General features: G+C 55.6%; 16 protein-coding genes. 2 read left to right on the forward strand and 14 right to left on the reverse strand.

The window, feature by feature from the left end; translation table 11 throughout:
• Positions 1-12: 12 nt before the first annotated feature.
• The gene (locus BXP70_RS18900) at positions 13-1,029 is read right to left on the reverse strand and encodes a FecR family protein (protein ID WP_086595677.1); all 1,017 of its coding nucleotides are present in this window, start codon (positions 1,027-1,029) and stop codon (positions 13-15) included.
• Positions 1,030-1,390: 361 nt separating this feature from the next.
• Here BXP70_RS18900 and BXP70_RS18905 point away from each other — a divergent pair, with 361 nt between their 5' ends.
• Positions 1,391-1,981, forward strand: a complete 591-nt coding sequence (locus BXP70_RS18905; RefSeq protein WP_179197744.1) for an RNA polymerase sigma-70 factor — start codon at positions 1,391-1,393, stop codon at positions 1,979-1,981.
• Positions 1,982-2,011: 30 nt separating this feature from the next.
• Here the strand turns inward: BXP70_RS18905 and BXP70_RS18910 are convergent, their stop codons facing one another.
• Positions 2,012-2,929, reverse strand: a complete 918-nt coding sequence (locus BXP70_RS18910) for a pirin family protein (RefSeq protein WP_086595679.1) — start codon at positions 2,927-2,929, stop codon at positions 2,012-2,014.
• A gap of 389 nt (positions 2,930-3,318) precedes the next feature.
• Between BXP70_RS18910 and BXP70_RS18915 the strand changes: the two genes are divergently transcribed.
• Positions 3,319-5,601, forward strand: coding sequence for a mechanosensitive ion channel family protein (locus BXP70_RS18915; RefSeq protein ID WP_179197745.1), 2,283 nt, complete (start codon positions 3,319-3,321; stop codon positions 5,599-5,601).
• Positions 5,602-5,675: 74 nt separating this feature from the next.
• Here BXP70_RS18915 and BXP70_RS18920 read toward each other — a convergent pair whose 3' ends face one another.
• The 12 genes from BXP70_RS18920 to BXP70_RS18975 form a co-directional block, all read right to left on the reverse strand.
• Positions 5,676-5,888 carry a hypothetical protein gene (locus tag BXP70_RS18920; RefSeq protein ID WP_086595681.1) on the reverse strand — a complete coding sequence of 71 codons (213 nt, stop codon included), beginning with the start codon at positions 5,886-5,888 and terminating at the stop codon, positions 5,676-5,678.
• Positions 5,889-6,183: 295 nt separating this feature from the next.
• Complete coding sequence (locus BXP70_RS18925; RefSeq protein ID WP_245849683.1) at positions 6,184-6,930, reverse strand: 3-keto-disaccharide hydrolase; 747 nt, start codon at positions 6,928-6,930, stop codon at positions 6,184-6,186.
• Between the two features lie 91 nt (positions 6,931-7,021).
• Entirely contained in the window at positions 7,022-7,894 is an 873-nt protein-coding gene (locus tag BXP70_RS18930) for a hydroxypyruvate isomerase family protein (protein WP_086595683.1), read from the reverse strand.
• Between the two features lie 106 nt (positions 7,895-8,000).
• The gene (locus BXP70_RS18935; RefSeq protein ID WP_086595684.1) at positions 8,001-9,254 is read right to left on the reverse strand and encodes a nucleoside permease; all 1,254 of its coding nucleotides are present in this window, start codon (positions 9,252-9,254) and stop codon (positions 8,001-8,003) included.
• 158 nt (positions 9,255-9,412) lie between these two features.
• Positions 9,413-9,934 (reverse strand): c-type cytochrome, encoded by a 522-nt coding sequence (locus BXP70_RS18940; RefSeq protein ID WP_086595685.1) that lies wholly within the window; start codon positions 9,932-9,934, stop codon positions 9,413-9,415.
• An 88-nt stretch (positions 9,935-10,022) separates the two neighbouring features.
• Positions 10,023-11,075, reverse strand: a complete 1,053-nt coding sequence (locus tag BXP70_RS18945) for a sugar phosphate isomerase/epimerase family protein (protein ID WP_086595686.1) — start codon at positions 11,073-11,075, stop codon at positions 10,023-10,025.
• A gap of 110 nt (positions 11,076-11,185) precedes the next feature.
• The gene (locus BXP70_RS18950) at positions 11,186-12,343 is read right to left on the reverse strand and encodes a Gfo/Idh/MocA family protein (protein WP_218779815.1); all 1,158 of its coding nucleotides are present in this window, start codon (positions 12,341-12,343) and stop codon (positions 11,186-11,188) included.
• 237 nt (positions 12,344-12,580) lie between these two features.
• Positions 12,581-13,195, reverse strand: coding sequence for a gluconate 2-dehydrogenase subunit 3 family protein (locus BXP70_RS18955; RefSeq protein ID WP_086595688.1), 615 nt, complete (start codon positions 13,193-13,195; stop codon positions 12,581-12,583).
• A gap of 19 nt (positions 13,196-13,214) precedes the next feature.
• A complete protein-coding gene (locus tag BXP70_RS18960) occupies positions 13,215-14,891 on the reverse strand; it encodes a GMC oxidoreductase (protein ID WP_086595689.1) in 1,677 nt (558 codons plus the stop codon).
• 48 nt (positions 14,892-14,939) lie between these two features.
• Positions 14,940-15,824: a sugar phosphate isomerase/epimerase family protein gene (locus tag BXP70_RS18965; protein WP_086595690.1), complete on the reverse strand. Its 885-nt coding sequence runs from the start codon at positions 15,822-15,824 to the stop codon at positions 14,940-14,942.
• Positions 15,825-16,059: 235 nt separating this feature from the next.
• On the reverse strand, positions 16,060-17,628 hold the full coding sequence (locus tag BXP70_RS18970; RefSeq protein ID WP_086595691.1) for a RagB/SusD family nutrient uptake outer membrane protein: 1,569 nt from the start codon (positions 17,626-17,628) through the stop codon (positions 16,060-16,062).
• Positions 17,629-17,650: 22 nt separating this feature from the next.
• A complete protein-coding gene (locus BXP70_RS18975; RefSeq protein ID WP_086595692.1) occupies positions 17,651-20,725 on the reverse strand; it encodes a SusC/RagA family TonB-linked outer membrane protein in 3,075 nt (1,024 codons plus the stop codon).
• Positions 20,726-20,830: the final 105 nt, after the last annotated feature.

The following is a 20,830-nucleotide window of genomic DNA, read 5'->3' on the forward strand; positions in this document are numbered from 1 at the left end:
TGGGATAAGGTGTTAATTAGATAAGATGATACTGTTCTGGTGATGCTCAGCCCGCAGATGGAACGTTTCCTCTAGGGTTTCGCAGAGCAGGTCTAGGTCACTGAGTGGGATGGTACCCGTGAGTTTGCGCTGGTTCAGCTCCGTGTTTTTCACGGTCACTTTTACCCCGTAGGTGTCGCGCAGCCGCATAACGAGTTCGGCCAGAGGCGTTTTGTTGAAGACCATTTTGTCGTTGCGCCAGGCGGCGTAAGCATCGGTCTGCACGGCTTGGTGCAGAAGGCGCTGCGGTTGCTTATCAGAGGTTTGGAGTAACTCGCCGGGCTTCAAAATGATGGGCTTGCGCTTGCTGCTGTCGGCGAAAGCCACACGTACTTTACCCGAGAGAAGTACAACGCGCGCCTGCTCTTGCCGCCGGTACACCGTGAACTTAGTGCCTAATACTTCTACGTTGAAGCCAGCTGTAGTGTGCACAATAAAGCGCTGGTTTTCAGACAAATGCTTGACAGCAAAATAGGCTTCGCCATCTAGCCACACTTCCCGGGCTGCTTTGTTGTTCCAGGTGTCGGTGTAGCGCAACGTCGAGTGCGCGTTCAGCGTCACGTCCGAACCGTCGGGTAAGTGCACGAGGCGGGTTTGTGCGTAAGCAGTGCTGTACTGCACAGGCAGCGGGGCCACCTGCTGTTGCTGATAAAGCCACCAGCCACTAGCGCCGGCCATGCCGGCCGTCAAGACGGCTGCTGCAGCCCAGCGGTACCAGGTCCGGCCGGCGGCGGTGGTTTCTAGCTCTGGCGAGACAACGTCCAAGCCGATGCGAGTCCGCAAATCGGCCAACATGTTATCGTAGTCGTGCGCCTGCGCTAGCTGTTTGTCCTCCTGATTCTCCGCCATGCTGGCGTAGGTACTCATCCAGTACTGCGCCACCAGCTCGTTGGAAGGCTGCATGAGCCACGCACGCACGGCCTTCGCTTCTTCCAGCGAGGCTTCGCCGCGCACGTAACGCAAGTAGGCTTCAAAGTTAACTTCTGTCATTTCCGCAAACGATTAAGGCGCCTCTTGTAGTAAAGTCCACGAACTTGCTGCTACCCTGAAGCGCGTTGTAATTTTTTTTGAAAAAAGTTTGTGAGAAGGTTACAACGGGCCAGCCGACTGCCCTTGCAAGGCAGCGCAAGCAAACAGGAATGGCTAGCCTCAAAACCTAGGAGTAGGTAATTGACTTACAGAGTAACAGAGGATGAATCAACGCTGCAAGCAGCATAAGCTAGGCGCATGCGTGAGAGGCATTATATATAGCTTAGCCTCTGTTTATCTGTACTTTGCTTGTAGTAGCAAATCGTAATTGGTGTTGTATATTTAAAGCCTTCGAATCCACTCTGTATCATTCATCCTGCTGTTGAAAGCTGCGCGCACGTTTTCCGATTACGTTTGCTTGACCCAATTGCGGGCAAACGACAGCCAAGCATTCGACGTGCTTTTTCATCAGTTCGCGCCCGGGCTCTGTCGATTTGCTACTAGTCACCTAAAGTCCGCTGCTGATGCGGAGGAGGTGGTGCAGGATTGCTTTTTGAAGTTGTGGGAGAAGCGGCACGAGCTAACGGACGATGTCGTCTTCAAAACCTACCTCTACACGTCTGCCTACCACGCTATTCTCAAACAACTCCGCCGGCAGCAGTATTGGGTTTTTGAAGATTGCCACGAGGAAATTCTAATAGAAGAGAATTTCCTAAGCAGCCAAGCCGAATTTCATGAGCTGGAGCAATTGTACCAAGCCGCTCTCGCGCAATTGCCCCCGAGGCGCCGGGAGATATTCACGTTAAGCCGGCAAAGAGGCCTGTCTTACGCCAACATCGCGCAGGAGCTGAATATCTCGGTGAAGAGCGTCGAAACCCAGATGACGCATGCCCTGAAGTTTCTCCGTATTTACTTTCGGGCGCATGGTATCTCCTTGATCTTGCTACTGGCCCTACTATCGGCTGTGGAATAAAAGGCATGCTACGCGCACGAGAAGCAGTGCTTAGGATAAAGGCTGAGGCGGCGGTGACGACGAAGCTGGGCGCGAACGATCCGAGGGCAAGGGCACAAATTCGGCGTTGTCGGTGGGTGGCAGAGCAATGCGGCCGGCTTGCCAGTCGGCTTTGGCCTGCTCTATACGCTCGCGCCGCGACGACACAAAGTTCCACCAGATGTACCGCTCACCGAGGGGCTCCCCTCCTAGCAGCATCAGCGTGCTAGCTTCGCGGGCCACCAGCACGGGGTCGATGCCCGGTGTGAACACCAGCAGCTGACCAGCGGTGTAGGCACGACCATTTACTTCCACGCTGCCCTTGGCCACGTAGGCGCCGCGCTCGGGGTAGCCCCGTGGCAAACCGAAACGGGCACCGGGCTGCAACACTACGTGCAGGTAAAACAGTGGTGAGTGCGTTTTCACTTCATTGCGCAAACCAAAAGCGTCGCCGGCAATCAAGCGCATCCACACGCCCGCGTCGGTGAAGACAGGCAGCTCGTGCGGTTGGTAGTTGGCGAAGCTAGGTGCATTTTCTTCGTCGGCTTCGGGCAGAGCGACCCAGCTCTGCACCATTTCGAGGGCACCACCGGCCAGGGCCGCTGGGTCTTCGAAGCGCTCGGAGTGGGCGATGCCGCTGCCGGCCGTCATCCAGTTCACCTCTCCCGGCCGAATCACTTGCTCCACGCCTAAGCTGTCGCGGTGCATCACCTGCCCGCCAAACAAGTAGCTGACGGTGGAAAGCCCGATGTGCGGGTGCGGCAGCACGTCGAGGGCGGGCATCTGCTCGGGCGCCACGTGCACCGGGCCGGCATGATCGAGGAAGATGAACGGACCTAGCATCCGCTTCAGGCGGTACGGGAGAATGCGCCGGACGCCGAACCCATTACCTAGGTCGGCGGGGCGAGCGTCGATGATTAGATCTAGCATGGCAGTGGCCGTTGTGAGTAGGCAAGGTACACAACGCGCACTTGGCAGGCAGCACGCGCCGCCTAGCTTTCTGTGCGTAGTTTTGGTGCCGCGCTGCCCGCGGCCAAGAGCGTCATTTTTGTGCTACGCTGCCTGCGCCACCCCCTTGGTCGTGCGCAGGCCATTACCTTGAGGTGGCCGGGTTGTTGTTCCACGCACTTACTCCAACGTTGTATTGCACTAAGTGCACTCAGCAAGCTTACGTATTGATGCTTCCGTTTTCTTCCCCTAGCTCCTTGCTCTCTCAGCGGCTTCCCCTTCCCTGTGCTTACAGGGTATCTCTTCTTTTAACTCGCCGTGGGCAGCTACTGATTAAGCAGTTGTGGCTGGTCATACTGTGTGTCTGGTTGTTGGCGCCGCTTCACGCGCTAGCCCAAGATGCTGCAAAAACCACCCCTGGAGCCCCGCCGCCACTGGCACCCGCCGTAACACAAGATGCTGCGCACCGCGTGGAACAGGCTTACCTGAAGCTAGGTCGTATTAGTGGGGCCGTACGCCGCGGCGTGGATACGGAGGAGCTTGCCGAAGAGCTGCCCGAGGTGGAAGCCAACCTGAAGACTATCCGGCAAAATTTAACGCAGTACAGCAGCGTCATTAACCTGAAGCAGGTTCACTTATTTCAAATCCTGCTCACCGATATGCAGGCGCAGCTAGGCACGTGGCGTACGGCCCTGGCCACGCAAGGGCAACAACTGACGCGCATGCAAGGCCAGCTCGACTCGCTGGGGCGGTACGCCATTACCAAACAGCCTGATACCACCACGGCCCTCGGCCGGACCACCGCCCGCCTGCAACGCAAGCAACGCCGCGCCAACTTGCTCATCCAACGCAATCAGCGGACCGTTACGCAACTGCAAACGCGCGTGTCGGATTGCTACATTCAGGCGCTGGAGCTCCAGGATGAAACGCGCGAACAGCTGCGGCGCTTCAACCGGCGCACGCTGGACCCTAGCAACCCGCCACTGTGGCGCGCGGCGGCCGTTGATGCAAACCGCCAAGCTGCCGCTGGGCAGCTCGTGCGTGAGTCGTACACGAGCCAACGACGCTTGCTAGGCTACTACTTCAGCGAGAATTGGTACTTCGGAATTTGGATGGTGCTGCTCGGTGCCGTTTTCTTCGCCTGGGTATTCCGCAACTTCCGTGTCGTGAATGCGGCAACCAATGCGGCGAAGCAGCCTTTCCGCTACCTGCGCCCGCTGCCGCTGGCTGGCACGCTGGTGGTCGTGTTCAGCATGGCTCCTTTCTTCGATCTAAATCCGCCGGCCGCCTACACCGATTTGCTGGAACTGTTGCTGCTGCTTACGCTCAGCGTGATGCTGGGCCGCAGCTGGCCGCGTCGCCAGTTTCTGTACTGGCTCAGCATCGTGGGGCTGTTTTTTGGGCTTACGTTCGTGTATGCCGCCAACGAACCTAGCCCCGGCTTGCGCTGGGCTATGCTGCTACTCAACTTGATAGCTATTGCAGTAGGTATCGGGTTTCGGCGTGAGCTACAACGCGGCCCTCGGCTAGCGGCTTTCGTACCACCGGTGCTCGTGCTGTTTATGCTGCTGAATGGGCTGGCCGTTCTTTGCAACCTGACCGGTCGTCTCAGCCTCGCCAAAGTCTGCAGCAGCAGCGGCATCCTAGGTCTCACCCAAATTATTTCGCTGTCGGCTTTCGTGCGCCTACTCACGGAGGCGTTTCACCTGCAAATGCAGCGCAGTCGCTTGGCAGGCGGCGTGGCAGCGCACTTCAACTTTCGCAAGATTGAGCAAGGCTTGCGCCTAGGGCTTTCTATTGTGGTGTGCGGGCTGTGGCTGATGACCTTTACCTCCAACCTGAATATCTTCCGGCCTCTCTACGGGGTGCTCGATCATCTGCTTAGCACGCCGCACCACATGGGCACCTTCACCTTTACGGTGGGCAATATCGTGGCGTTCTTCTCCATCGTCTATCTATCGGTTCTCCTCCAACGCTACGTCGGCTACTTCTTCGGCGAAACCGACGACGAGTTCAACAGCGACCCGGACCGCCGCGGCTCCTGGCTGGTGGCCATCCGGCTGGTGCTGCTGGCCGCGGGCTTCCTGCTAGCCACCATGGCCTCCGGCTTGCCGCTCGACAAGATTACTATTGTGCTAGGCGCCTTAGGCGTCGGCGTGGGCCTAGGCTTGCAAAACATCATTAACAATCTTGTTTCGGGCATCATCCTGATTTTCGAGCGCCCCTTTCAGGTAGGCGACTTCATCGAGGTAACGGGCAAAACGGGGCGCGTGAAAGACATCGGCATTCGCGCTAGCAAACTCATTTCGCTGTCAGGCTCCGAAATCATTGTGCCCAACGGCGACTTGCTCTCCGGTCACGTAATCAACTGGACGCTGAGCAACAACCACATCCGCGTTGAGCTAGGCCTGAAGCTAGGCCCCGACACCGACCTCGACCGCGCCAAAGAGGTAATCAGTCAAGAAATTCAGGAAAACCCCAACACCCTGCACAAAGTAGCGCCCGAAATCCTACTCAGCGGCATCAACGGCCAAGTGTACGACCTGAAAGTGTTGTTCTGGATCAACAACATCCGCCAAGAACAGGCGCTGAAAAGCGAGATTCTGGCTGGCATTCACCGCCGCTTCACTCAAGAAGGCATTAGCCTGACCTAGGTGACACGGCCTACATCTTAGCTTAGAGTGCCTATATGGTATTCTGAGCCAATGAGCGTGCTAGCTCCTAGCAATCAGTTGGGAAAAATGCCCGGGAACTGGTAGTGGTACACGGCTACTACAGCCCGGCCCTCGTAGCGGCTTTCCATCGCAGGCGACTCGTGAATGATCAGGATGTGGTGCGCCATTTCGCTGTGCACGGGCTTGTAATAAGGCAATACTACGGCGTCTACCCGCGTGATGCGTTCAATGGTGCCACCGAGAGGAGTTTGATGTGATAATCTCATTGTTTCGCTATTATGAAAATTTCACTAATATAAAGTTATCATTGCTTAATCTATGCCAAAAACACACGTTTATGTGCGTTATTAATAATATCAATGATTATTAGTAATAGTTGATGCAAGTGAGTATATTAGTTGAATTTGACCAAGAAAGGCGAATTCACTTAGTAGCTAAGACCGCAGCACAGAATCATCTTTCGTACTTGATAAATACAAAAAGAAGCCGGCACTCAACTATGAGTGCCGGCTTCTTTTTGTATTTACACAAACAGCGCTTCACGCGCTACCTTAAAGCGGACTATTGCTTTGCCCCTAGGTCCCGAATCCAGATGTTACGGAAGCTGAGCGGTTCGCTCTTGTCACCGTGCGATTGCAGCTTGATGGGCGCCGCGCCATGGCTCTGCTGGTAGCTTGCCTTACCGATGTACTGCGTAGGCCCCAGAAGCTCCGTATTGTTTTGCACTACTACGCCGTTAAAAATGACCGTGACGCGAGCCGGCGTTTGCACCGTACCGTCGGCTTTGAACGTGGGCGCCGTCCAGAGCACGTCGTATGACTGCCACTCGCCGGGCTTACGCGTAGGGTTGGCCAGCGGGATAAACTGCTTGTAGATGCTGCCAGCCATCCCGTTAACGTAGGTTTTGTTATTGTACGAATCCAGCACCTGCAACTCGTAGCCTAGGTCGCCTTTGCCCAGCGAAGCTAGGAAGATACCACTGTTGCCGCGGGCCTGGCCAGTGCCAGTGATGTTGGCCGGCACGCGCCACTCGATATGCAACTGGTAGTTGGTGAAGCTACGCTTGGTTTCGATGTTGCCTGAGCTTTTATCCACGGTCATGAGGCCGCCAGCTACCTTCCACTTGGCGGGCGTGTTGCGGTCCTCGGTCATCACCCACTGGCTCAGGTCGCGGCCGTCGAACAGTACAATCGCGTCGGAGGGCGGTGCGGTGGTGAGGGCCGTGGCCGTTACCACCTTGGGTACCGGCTCCCACACTTCAGTATCTTCGGGTTTGCCAGCTTGCTGGGCGGTAGCGAGTGAGGTCATTCCCAGCCCCAATAGCGTGGAAAGAAGCGCAGTTTTCATCATCATAAGAAGCGTACTAACCTTGAATTCAATAAGGTGAAAGAATGAAGCGCTATACGTTGCACAAGTTCACGGCTTGGCGCAGCGAAGCTAGCTTGTCGGACTGGGTAGGAATAAATTCCTGGGCCACGTAGCCTTTGAAGCCGGTGGCTTTGATGGCCCGCATGATGGCCGGATAATTCAGCTCCTGTTTGTCGTCGAGCTCGTGGCGACCGGGCACACCCGCCGTGTGGTAGTGCGCGATGTAGGCGTGGTGGTCGGTGATGTTGCGGATCACATCGCCCTCGTCAATCTGCATGTGGTAGATGTCGTAGAGCAGCTTAAAATTCTCCGAACCTAGCTTTTTGGCCAGTGCCACGCCCCAGCTGGTTCGGTCGCACTGATAATCCTTGTGATCAATCTTGCTGTTGAGCAACTCCATCACCAGCACTACTTTGTGTTTCGCGGCTAGGTCCATCAGCGGTTGCAGGCCGCGCACAGCATTTTCTAAGCCTTGCTCATCCGACATGCCCCGGCGGCTGCCGCTGAAGCAAATCAGGTTGGTATAGCCGGCCTGGCCCACTTTCGGAATCATTTCCTTATAGCGCGCCTGCAGTTGGGCGTGAAACTTCGGATCGTTGAAGCCGTCGGTCAGGTTGATTTCGGCGCCGTTGCACATGGGCGAATCAAGGCCGTGCTTCTTAAGCGTGGGCCAGTCGGCGGGGCCTACCAGGTCAATACCCTTGATTCCCATGCCCTTGGCCGCAACGCACAAGTCTTCTAAAGCCATACTCTGGAAGCACCAGCGGCAAACCGATTGTTTGATGCTGCCATCAGCAGGGGGAGCTACAGGTTGATCAGCGGCCATAATATGGGGGGCACTTAGGGCTACTGTACTAGTTAACAACCCTTTGAGGGCAGCACGTCGGGAGTGAGAAGCAGCCATGTAGTGTAAGCTGTTGAGTTTTTAAGAAACAAACCTTTACCGGGTTCCTGCGGAGGACGCCAGGGGTTGCGCAGAAGGCGCTAAGCGCAGGACCAACAGCGATTCACTAACCTGCTTCGGCCAGCGAGGGCGCTGAGCCGTAGGCCACTTCTGTGGGGACGGTAGCGGTATTTCGTTCGCGGAAGAAAAGCAGGAATACAATCAGCACTACGGCGGCAATGGCGGCCGGAATCAGCCAGATCATGCGCCAATCGTGGGTGCCACCGGTGAGCTGATACGAATCGAAAATACGGCCCGACAGCAACGTGCCTACTAACATACCCACGCCGTAGGTGGCCAAGGTGATGAAGCCCTGCGCCGAGCTTTTGAACTGCTCGCCAGCTAGGTTGTCGGTGTAAATTTGGCCCGTCACGAAGAAGAAATCGTAGCACACGCCGTGCAGCACAATACCGAGGATGAGCATCCAATAATTGCCCATTCCGTCGCCGTAGGCAAAGAACAAGTAGCGCAGTACCCACGCGGCCATGCCGATGGCTAGCATCTTCTTCACGCCCAACCGTTTGAAAAACAGCGGAATAGCTAGCATAAACAATAGCTCCGATACCTGACCGAGGCTCTGCACACCTGCTGCGCCTTTCATGCCCACTTCGTTCAGGAAGGGATTGGTGAAGCCGTAGTAAAACGCTAGCGGCACGCAAATGGCAATAGACGCCAGGAAGAAGATCAGGTACGAACGGTTTTTTAGCAAGCCAATGGCATCGAGGCCTAGCATTTGCCCCAGCGAGCTAGACTGACCGCGCTTGATGGGAGGCGTGGCTGGCAGCGTAAAGCTGAACACCCCTAGCAATGCCGAGGCACCCGCGGCCATCACGAAAGTGGCTTGTAGGCTGTTGCTTTGTTCCCAGTTAAGCCAGCCAATAGTCAGGCCCGCAATGATCCAGCCGAGGGTACCAAGCACCCGAATCGGGGCAAACTCCTTCTGCGGATCTTGCATCTGTCGGAACGCAATGGAATTAACCAACGCCAGCGTGGGCATATAGGCCACCATATACGCCAAGATGTTTGGGTAGAAGCTGTCGAAATCGGGAGCTTTGCTTGCACGCCATAATAAAAAAGCGCCCACTAAGTGCAACACTCCCAGAATCTTCTGGGCTGAAAAGAAGCGGTCGGCAATCAGCCCAATGATAAACGGGGCCACAATGGCACCGATGGATTGGGTGAGGAAGGCCACCCCGACTTGCGTGCCCGAGGCATTTAGGTTGCGCAGCAAGTACGTGCCTAGGGTTACAAACCACGCGCCCCAGATGAAAAACTCCAGGAACATCATAAAGGAGAGCTTAACTCGGGTAGTAGCAGTCATGGGCAGGAAAGGTTAAGGTTAGCGAAGGGCCAGCGGAGCCTAGCAAAAGAATAGATAGCCTTGGCCGTTCCGGGCAGGGCAAAGAGGCGCCGTTGAAGGTCAGGCACACTCCTCGCTCCTACCCAGAACGACCAAGGGTTTGGCAGAAAGAACCTAGGTTATTTCAGGCTCAGAATGTAGGTTACCATTTCCTTGGCATCGGCTTCTTTCAGGTCGGGGTGAGGCGTCATGGCGATTTCGCCCCAGTTGCCTTTACCGCCGGTGATAACCTTCTTGGCCAGCATGTCAATGTTGGCTTTTGTATCAGGGTATTTCTCGGCTACTGCTACGTAGGCTGGGCCGAGCAGCTTTTCCCCTTCGCGGTGGCAACCACCGCAGTCCGACGCGGCGATGAGCTTACCGCCCTTTCCGCCGACGGGCACGCCCGTGGGCTCCGTCCCGATGTCGTTGACGCTGGTGTTCACCTGCGGCTGGTGGGCGGTGGCTGATACATCGGCTCCTACTGCGCTGTCAGGGTTTAGCGCGGCTTGGGGTTGCTCTTCAGCCGAACCTTCCGTTGCTAGGGTGTTTTCAGTTGGTTGCGAGGAAGTTTCCGTTGACTGTGAGGACGTTTGTTCCGTGTTGGAAGAGCATGCCAGCAAAGCTGCGCTAAAGCTCAACAAGACAAAAGCTTTTTTCATAGGGTCAATCAGTGGTGAGTTGGTAAAAGGTGGCTGCTACGCTGAAGCAGGCAACGGCCGCGGTTAAATAAATGGTCAGCGCTAGGTACTAAAGGCCTAGCAGCTGTTTGTTCTTGGCCTCGTCGGTACCGGCCGCGGCGAAATCGTCGAAAGCGCGGTCGGTGACGCGGATGATGTGGTCTTTGATAAACTGCGCACCTTCGCGGGCGCCATCTTCGGGGTGCTTAAGAGCGCACTCCCACTCTAGCACCGCCCAGCCCGCGTAGTCATACTGGGCTAGCTTGCTGAAGATGGCTTTAAAATCAACTTGCCCGTCGCCGAGCGAGCGGAACCGCCCCGCCCGGTCGATCCAGTTTTGGTAACCGCCGTACACGCCCTGCCGCCCCGTAGGGTTAAACTCGGCATCTTTGACGTGGAAAGCCCGAATCCGCTCGTGGTAAATGTCGATGTACTCCAGATAATCCAGGCATTGCAGGATGAAGTGCGAGGGATCATACAGCAAGCAGGCCCGCGGGTGATTATCCACGTGCTCCAGGAACATCTCGTAGGTTGTGCCGTCGTGCAGGTCTTCGCCAGCGTGAATCTCGTAGCACAAGTCCACGCCATTGCGGTCAAACTCGTCGAGGATGGGGCGCCAGCGCCGAGCTAGCTCCTCAAAGCCCGTCTCGACCAGCCCCGCTGAGCGCTGGGGCCACGGATACACGTACGGCCAGAGCAACGCCCCGCTAAAGGTGGCGTGTGCCGTCAGGCCTAGGCGCTGCGAGGCTTGGGCGGCGTACTTCAGTTGCTGCACGGCCCACGCCTGGCGAGCCGAGGGGTTGCCACGCACTTCTTCTGGCGCAAAGGCATCGAATAACGTGTCGTATGCTGGATTTACCGCCACCAACTGGCCTTGCAAGTGCGTTGAAAGCTCGGTGATTTCCAGGCCTGCGGCCCGCGCAGTACCCACTAGCTCATCGGCGTAGGTTTGGCTTTCGGCAGCTCGCTTCAAGTCAATGAAACGTGGGTCGGTGGTGGGTAGCTGTACCCCTTTGTAACCGAGACCTTTGGCCCACTCACACATAGCCGCTAGGCCATTGAACGGCGCTTCCTCGCCAATAAACTGCGCCAGGAAAATACCGGGTCCTTTAAGTGTTTTCATGCAGTAGAACTTAGGTCTGAAAGCTTAAAACGTAACGCGAAGAGCTATACCGTTTAGATGAGCTTCGGTGAAAGTCTCACCGCTGGTTTCGCAGTCTTAAGTTGTATCTTCTAGATAGACGGAAACTCGGTCCACTTCTGGTCGGAGCGGCCCGAGGCAATAACGGTTTCGACGAAGGCCATACCACGCAGACCGTCGGCAATGCTAGGGTAATCTAGCGCTTCGGGCGAAGCGGTTTCGCCCGCTTGCTCGGCTTGCAGGTGCAGAGCGAAGTTGCGATAAATATTGGCAAACGCTTCCAGATAGCCCTCCGGGTGGCCGGCCGGCACGCGCGCATTGTGGCGGGCGGCGGCACTGAGGTAAGAAGCGCCGGTCCGGTGAATCTCCGCCGGGCGGTCGAGCCACTTTACCAGCAGCGTGTTGTTGTCGGCTTGCTGCCACTCTAGGCCACCTTGGTCGCCGTACACGCGCAGGCGTAGGTTATTCTCCTCGCCCGCTGCCACTTGGGTAGCTACCAGCACGCCACTTGCGCCGGAGCTTAGCCGCAACAGCACCGCGCCATCGTCGTCGAGCTGGCGACCGGGCACCACCACGTTGATATCGGCGCACAGCTTCTCGACTTGCAGGCCGGTCACGTATTCAAGCAAGTTGAAGGCGTGAGTACCAATGTCGCCCATGGCGCCGGCAATGCCGCTGCGGGCAGGATCGGTGCGCCACGCGGCCTGTTTGTTGTCGGCGCTGCCTTCAGCGAAGGAGCTCAGCCACCCCTGCGGGTACTCCACGTATGCCTTGCGAATGGTGCCAAGTACACCCGAAGCTACCAGATGGCGGGCTTCCTTCACCATGGGGTAACCGGTGTAGGTGTGCGTGAGGCACAGATGACGCCCCGTCGCTTTTAATACATCAGCCAGCTCCTGAGCTTCGGCTAATGAGAACGTTATTGGCTTGTCAATCACCACATCAAAGCCACTTTCCAAAGCTAGCTTAGCCGGCGCGAAGTGCAAGTGATTCGGCGTGACAATGCTAATGACTTGTACCCGCTCGGCCGCGAGCCTAGCTTTTTCCTGTTCTATTAACTCTTGGTACGAGCCATATACCCGATCAGGTGCTAAGCCCAGGGCTTGTCCGGTGGCCCGTGATGTATCGGGGTTGCTGCTGAACGCGCCGGCTACTAAGTCATACTGGCTATCGAGAGCCGATGCGATGCGGTGCACAGCGCCGATAAAAGCGCCTTGCCCGCCACCAATCATTCCAAGTCGTAATTTCATTCAGTTGCTTTATTAGCTGGATCTGTTTAAAAAGTCCCGAAAAATAGCCTAGGCCGTCATGCTACGCTGGTCGAAGCAGCTCTACCCCAGTAGCAAGTAAGTTACTTTGGCGGTAGAGAATGCTCCGACCAGCGCAACGTGATCGAAAACGGACTTCTTAAACAGCTTCGCTGCTAGCCAATGACTGTTCGCTTCCTCCTAAGCGGTAGCTAAGCCAATAGCTAGCAGCTGAGCGTTTTAAGTGGTAGCCCAAGCCCGGTCGCCTTTCTTGTACGGCACGTTGCCGTCGTACTTACCGGGCACGGGAAGGTAGCGCAACGCCTTGGTTGCCCCTACTTCCGACGAAAAATAACCGAGCAAGGTCAGCTCTTTCATCATCCGGAAATAGTGGTTGGGCGCCTCAATCGACTTGGTTTTGCTGTATTGCTTCTGCTCCGCGTCGAGGGCTCGGAGCAGGGCTGTGCGCTGCTCCGGCGTGCTTTCCAGAAAGCCCTTGCTGTTCTGCTTTTTGCTAACTTCTTCCAGCTGATCAAGTCCCTTCACGAAGGCTTCCTGGTCGGTGGGCGTGTAGCAGTCGCGCACCATCACCGCCATGAAGCCTCCCACGTTGGCGGCTTTGGCGCCCGGCGTGGCGGTGGTAGGCAAAATCGTTTCACCCACTTCGTTCAGGTACGCCACCTGTTTGGCATCGAGCACATCAGCCAGTTTGCCATTGGTCTGGGCTTGCCCTTTTCCTTTATCAGCAGTTTTATCGGTGCTGGCCGGGCCGCAGCCGGTCAGCAGGTAGTCGCCCCCGATGAGGGTACCGCCCATAATCAGGGCTACTCGGGCGACGGCATCACGTCTGTTCATAACCTTATCAGTGAGAGAATTAGATATTCTGCTTTTTCATCTCCCCCACCGCGTGATCTACGGCACGGGCCGTGAGCGCTAGGTAGGTGAGCGACGGGTTCTGGCACGCCGCCGACGTCATGCAGGCGCCATCAGTCACGTACACGTTGGGAGCATCCCACACCTGGTTGTGCTGGTTGAGCACCGAGGTTTTGGGGTCGCGACCCATGCGCGCCGTGCCCATTTCGTGAATGCCGCCGCCCATGGCGTAGTCGTTGTTGTAGGTATTCACGTTTTGCAGGCCGGCTGCTTCCAGCATTTCTTTTGCGTCCTGCATCATGTCGACGCGCATTTTCCGCTCGTTCTCCCGAATGGTTGCGTCCATGGACAGCACCGGCAGGCCCCACTTATCCTTCTTGTCTTTGTCGAGGAAGATGCGGTTGTCGTGGTACGGCAAAATCTCGCCAAAGCCCGTGATGCCCATGGTCCAGGCACCTGGTTCCGACAGTGCATCTTTCAGGTCGCCACCAATGTTCATCTCGGCAATGTCGCGGCTCCAGCCTTCGCGACTAGCGCTACCCTGGTAGCCGAAGCCCCGGATGTAATCACGCTTGTCGCCGAACAGGTTACGGAAGCGCGGCACGTAAATACCGTTGGCTCGCCGGCCAAACACGTACTTGTCTTCGTAGCCTGGCATCGTGCCGTGGGCACCAGCCCGGAAGTGGTGGTCCATTACGTTGTGCCCTAGCTCGCCGCTGCTGCTACCTAGGCCCTCAGGCCATATATCGGTAGCCGAGTTCATTAGCACCCACGCCGAGTTCAGCGCCGAAGCATTCAAGAAGATGACTTTGGCGTAGTACTCGTAGGTCTTGTTCGTTTCGGCATCCAGTACCTCTACTCCTTTCGCCTTCTTGGTGTCCTTATCGTAGAGAATTTTAGTAACGATGGAAAAGGGCCGCAGCGTAAGGTTACCGGTAGCCACAGCGGCTGGTAGTGTGGCCGATTGGGTGCTGAAATACGCCCCAAACGGACAGCCTAACCAGCACTTGTTACGGTATTGGCAGTTTACGCGATTGTGGTGCGGCTTGGTGATGTTAGCCGTGCGGCCAATGACCATGTGCCGGTTCTTGAACTTAGCTTTGATGCGCGCAGCCACGTCTTTCTCCACTACGTTCATTTCCATGGGGGGCATGAAGTCGCCGTCGGGTAGCTGGGGAAGGCCGTCGCGGTTGCCGCTGATGCCTGCAAACTTCTCAGCGTGGCTATACCAAGGAGCTAGGTCTTTGTAGCGAATGGGCCAGTCCACGGCAATGCCATCTTTGGCGTTGGCTTCAAAGTCGTAGTCGCTCCAGCGGTACGACTGCCGGCCCCACATCAGGGAGCGGCCGCCTACGTGGTAGCCCCGAAACCAGTCGAAGGGTTTCACCTCTGTATAGGGGCTCTCCTTCTCATTCACCCAGTATTCAAGGTTACTCTCGTTGAGCGTATAGTCGCGGCCTAGCACGGGATAGTCCTTGATCATCTGCTGGGTTTTGCCCCCGCGGTGCGGAAGTTCCCAAGGCGCTTTGTTGGCGTTCACATAGTCCTTGATGTGTTCGATGTTACGCCCGCGCTCCAACATAAGCGTTTTCAAGCCCTTCTCAGTCAGCTCCTTAGCAGCCATGCCGCCCGAAATACCGGAACCGATGACAATAGCGTCATAGGTATTTTGTGCCATAAAAAACGAAGTGAAAATAAAATGAGGTAAATGCCGCTGGTGAGCGACTTACAGCAGCGAGCTTTTGATGTAAGTGATGCTGCTGCGGATGCTGTCGAAGGGCGAAGCGGGCGTGCGGTCCTGCTCCACGAAGAAGTATTGGAGACCTGCTAGCTTGCGCTGAGCGAATATCTTCTTGAAGTCAATAGAGCCGTTGCCAACCTCCGTGAAGTCGCGTTTTTCGGTTTTGTCCATGTCCTTCACGTGCCACAGTGGGAAGCGACCAGGATGCTGTTGGAATAAGGTCACGGGGTCGTGCCCGGCTTTGGTGGCCCAATACAGGTCGAGCTCCATTTTGAGTAGCTCTTTGTCGGTTTCCTTCAGCAGGATGTTGTAAGGTAATTGGCCATTCTGGGCCGCAAATTCAAAGTCGTGGTTGTGGTAACAGAGCTGGATGCCGGCTTTCTTGCACCGCTGACCAGCCTTGTTCAGCGTTTCGGCGAGGCGCTTATACTGGTCGATGTTACCGCGTTCCGATTCCTGCAGGTAAGCGCACACCATGTACTTGATGCCCACCTGGGCCGCGTCGTCCACGGCTTTATCCCAGCCGTGCAGGATGGTGCCCTGCACAGGCTTACCTTGATTTTCGGCCATACCAAGCACGTAGTGGCTGCTAGGCATGATCAAATTGAGTTGCTTTAACGTTTTAGCGAAAGCAGCAGGTTCCATTCCGTAGAATTTCTGCGTGCCCGTGTAGGTAGCACCCTCCACCGAGTTGTAGCCAAGCTGGGCCACTTTTGCGAGCGTACCCGTGGGGTCCTGCTGCATTGCATCGCGCACGGTATACAGCTGTAGACCGATGTACTGAGTAGGAGCAGCAAGCAAGGCAGGGCTCACCAACGCCCCGGCTGAAAGCAGGGCGGCAGATTTGAAGAATGTGCGGCGGGAAGTCACAGAAATAGTTTGGTGGAAAAGGATGAAAAGAACGAAGCAACTAGTGGCGCTGAACCTAGGTAGCCGACAGTAAAAAACTCCTTATCAGCTGTTTAAGAGACCAAGCAAAGCGCCACAGTCGAGGTCACGGTAGCCAATATAGGGGAATGTATGCGTATTATGTACAAGTAGACACCACAATTGTGCAAACGTTGCAGCTAGAGCTTTACAACGTTTGCACAATCGGTCCGCGTATTTAGTAGCCTGGGTTCTGAGTGAGATTGGAGTTCACCGCAACCTGCTGGTTCGGAATCGGGAAAATGAGGTAAGTAGGAGAACTACTCGTAGGCCCTTCCTGAATAGGACCTAGGAACTTGCCGAAGCGGATCATATCCTGCCGGCGCCATTCTTCTAGGTACAGTTCCCGGCCTCGCTCGTCGAGCAATATGTCGAGGGTCAAGCTAGAGAGCGCCCCAGCGTTGCGCGATGGGTGCGTGCGAATAGAGTTTACCAGTGCCAGTGGTGTATTGCCGTAAGAACCAGCCGACGTAGCCGTGCCACCCCGCAAAATAGCTTCTGCCTTCATCAGCAATACGTCGGGCAGACGCAGGTGCACCATGTCGTTGTCGGTCGTACCGGCCGAGTTGTTCGTAAAATCCGGTGGGTATTTCATGGGCCGAATACCGGTGCGCTCTAGTGTTTTGGCATCGGTTTCAATAATGCTCACCTCTCGCGTGAAAGCGAGGGGTGCGCCGCTACGGTCTGTCAGGGGCGCATCCGTGTTCAGGTTATACTGTTGCCCAACCAAGAAGCCCACGTTCTGGCGTTTGCCGGGGTTGAGCGGCCCGTTGGTATAGCTGTACACAGTACCCCGCCGAATGTCGTTTGCGCCAAACTTGTCGTAGAAGTCAGACAACGCCGTGGGGCCGTTGTAGCCGCTGGGCACCATGTTGTAGTGCGAGATAAAACGCCACAAGTCGTATTGCGCACCGCTGCTCACACCGCCTTGGTTAAGCTCCGTGAAGATGTTCTCCGTGCCGATGTTGGTGTTATCGGGGGCGAAGTTATCGAAGTAGTTGGTCGCAAACTTGTACCGCCCCGTGTTGATGATCTGGTCGGCGAGGCTGATAACTTGGTTCATGTCGGCCGGGGCAAACGTAGGCGCCGCACGATTGGTGTATACACCCCGGTTGAGGTAGCACTTCATGAGCAAGCCGCGGGCCGCGTCCTTGTTGGCGCGGTAGGCTGGTGCATCGGGCAGGTTGGGCAGCACCTCGTTCACCTCACTGATGACGTAGTCGAGCGCCTCAATACCCTTTCGCACGCGGGCTAGCTGCGTCACGGGCTCCCCTGGGTCGCGGTAGGGTGCTTGGTCGAAAAGGTCGAGAATCCAATATGTGGCCCAAGCGCGCAGGAAGCGCGCTTCCGCTTGCTGTTGCTGCGTGGGATTGTAGCGCAGCAGGTCCGTTGCGGCAAATACAACGGCGTTCAGGTTATTAAAACTGTTGCGTATTTCTATATGGTTGGCGTCCCAGTTGTGCAGGTGCAGCTGGCGCCACTTGCCGTTATCATCCCAGTCGCCTCCACGCGTGGGCATCAGGCGTTCGTCGGTGGTTACTTCTGAAAGGGCAAATACTTGACCTGCTCCTTGGAAAGGACTGCGCATGGCCGTGTATACACCATCGAGCAAGGACGACGTATTAGAAGAACCGCTGCCACCTATTTGATCAGTAGTCAGAGAACCTTGAAACTCTTCGTTGATCTCGCAGCTATTGACCAGCTGGAGTAGGGCCAGCAAGACCGCTGCACTGAATACCTTTTTCATACAATACTAGTTGCTGAGTGGGTTACAGGGAAAAGTTGGCGCCGAACGTGAATGTGCGAGCCGTCGGATAACCGGTGTAGTCGATACCTACTGAGGGCACTCCGTTCACCGACTTGTTGGTGTTGATCTCAGGATCGAAGCCCTTGTACTTCGTGATGAGGAAGAGATTCTGGCCAGTGACGTAAATGCTAGTGCCTTTGAACACCCGACCTAGGTCACCAAAGGCGTAGTTCAATGTCAGGTTGGAGAGCTTCACGTAGTTACCACTTTCCAAGAAGCGAGAAGAAGGCGCGAGGCGGTTGCTGAGCGCTTCCTTAACGGGCGACTTATAGAATTCACGCGCAATGTTTTTGCCGCCCTGTATCTGGCTCACGTTGAGCACGCTGTTGAAAGTGTTGTTGTAAATCTTATTGCCAAACACGCCGTTGAAGTTGGCCGTTAGGGAAAATTTCAAGAAGCGTACATTGGCGCTCAGCCCCGCTATGGCTGTCGGATTTGGATTACCTAGGTAGCGGAATGCACCATTATCGGCATAAGTAGATTGGCCCGAGCCAGCCTCTATTCCTTGGAATTGCTGCGTATAGAAAGCATTGATTGGCAAGCCGCTTTGGATTACCTCCACCGTCACGTCCGACAAGCCTTGGCCGTTGAGTGCGCCTGTCTGGATTACGCCTCTCACGTCCGACACTCTGTTTTTGATGAACGTAGCGTTAGCATTGAAGCTCAAGCCAATCCGTGGATTATCAATGGCCGTGATGCCAGTAGCTAGCTCCACTCCCTTGTTGACAATCACACCATCGAGGTTGCTCCAGGTCACGAGCGACACTCCGTTTGCGGCTGGTGCAGCGGGCTGAATGGGCGCGCTAGGATACAGCAGGTCCGTGGTACGCTTATAGAAGTAATCGGCCGTCAGGGTCAGGCGATTGTTGAACAAGGCTATATCGAGGCCCGCATCATACTGCTCATCTGATTGCCATTTCAGATCAGGGTTGGGGTTATTGGTTTGGCCTAGGCCGCCGTTGTCAGGTAGGAAGGCGTACCGTCCTCGGGCTGAGCCAGCCGGAAACTCTTGGTTACCGGTGCGGCCGTAGCCTACCCGCGCTTTCAACTGGTTGATGCTTTCTACAGCAAAGAAATCTTCCTGACTAATATCCCAGGCAGCTGACAACGACGGGAAGTAGCCGTACTTGTTGTTGTCGCCGAACTTGGTGCTACCATCAGCGCGCAAAGTAGCCGTTAAGAGGTAACGCTCCTTATAGTTAAGAATGGCACGCCCAAAGTACGATTGCAGCTCCGACACAGGGTCTACAAAGGCTGTAATCTTGCGGCCCGAAGGGTTGGAAAATTGTAGGTAGTTCGTGTAATCCAACCCATACGTACCAAAGCCTACCGGATTGCCCGTCTGCGTGTTTACTGGTCCTAAGCCACTTAAGCCCGTACCCGAGTTGCCAAATTTTTGGTATTCGTAGCCTAGCAGTGCATTCAAATTAAAGTTGCCGCCAAGCTTTTTATTGAAATTCAACGTGTGGGTCATCTGCTGGGTAAGCAGCTCGTTGTTGCTGACAGCCGCATACCCTAGCCGTTGGTACTGCTCAACGTTGAGGCGCTGATCGATAGAAGTGCGACGAACGCCCGTGCTGTAGTTAGCCGAAACTAGCGCGCGATATTCCAGCCAATCTGTGAATTTGTAGTAGGGCGAGATGGAAGCTAGGGCTGTGGTTACACGTGAGTTATCGTTGTAGTACTGCTGCATGGCCACGGGATTAATCGTGGAGGTACCTAGCCTCGATACTGGAAGTCCCTTGGCGTTGTATAACGAGTCAGTAGGGTTCCACTGCAAAGCCTGGCCGATAAGGCTGCCCCGGTAGTCGCCGTTGTTGGTAACGGGCGCTAGCTGCTCACGAAACTGGCTGGCGGTGATACTAATATCCGCTCCTAGGCGCTTGCTTTCCAGGAACTTCATGTTGGTGGAGAAGTTGGCGCTGTACTTCTGGAAGCCGGTCTTTTTGATAATTCCTTGCTGATCAAGATAGCCGAGCGACAAACGGTAGCGGGCGTTTTCGTTGCCACCGCTGATAGCGGCATTGTAGTTCTGTACCGAAGCCGTACGCAGGATTGCTCCGAGGGCATCGTTGCTCAAGCCTCTATCGTTACTGGCCGAAGCCCCGTAGTACGTTAGCGCTTGCCGGAATTCATTGGCGTCGAGTACATCAATGCGGCGCAGAATTTTTGAGAAGCCACCCGACACGCTCACATCGAGTCTGGGCTCGCCTGATTTACCTTTTTTCGTAGTTATAATGACTACTCCGTAGGCCGCACGCGAACCATAAATAGCCGTAGCCGAAGCGTCCTTCAAAATATCAATCGACTCAATATCATTGGGATTCAAGAAGTTGAGCGGGTTGCTGTCTGGACTATCACCGAAGGTGGTATTCAAGCCGGGGCGGGCCGAACGACCATCGAGCGGTACTCCGTCAATTACGTACAGAGGTTGACCAGTACCCGTTACGGCAGCGTTGCCGCGGATGCGAATGGTGTTGGCACCTCCGGGCTGACCGCTGTTCTGCGTCACCTGCACCCCTGAGGCTCGTCCTTGAATGAGTTGGTCGGGCGAGGTGAAAGTGCCTTTGTTGAAGTCCTTGGGGTTCAAAGCACTGACCGCTCCCGTCAAGTCATTTTTCTTCACAGTGCCGTAGCCTACCACGACTACATCGGCCAAGGCTTGGGTATCCTCGCGCATCGTTACTTGCACCGTTGCTTGATCCGTGATTTTGACCTGCTGGGCGGCATATCCAACATATGAGAAGGACAAAGTGGTAGCCGTAGCGGGCACGTCTACTCGGAAGCTGCCATCGGCGCCAGTGCTAGTTCCTACTGTAGTGCCTGGCACTACTACCGTCACACCGGGCAAGCCATTGGATTGCGCATCTACTACTTTGCCCGTGATGGTCCGTGTGTTCTGCGCCTGACTTACCAAGGAGACCAGGATGATTAGCAAGCAAAGCGCCCACGCTTTCAGCAGCGGCGGAGTACTAGTAGCTTGCGTGGCTACTGACTGTTCAGACGTACTGTGTCGCTTGTACCAGTTGTTACGCATAAGAGGATGGATAAAGAGTGGGAAATAAACTACACCTAGCTTCCTAGCGAGGCACCGCAAACGTTTTAAAGCAGGGGCAAACGTTTTCGAAAACGATGCTTCATA

Origin of the sequence: Hymenobacter crusticola (assembly GCF_002154225.1) — a bacterium.
GTDB lineage: Bacteria > Bacteroidota > Bacteroidia > Cytophagales > Hymenobacteraceae > Hymenobacter > Hymenobacter crusticola.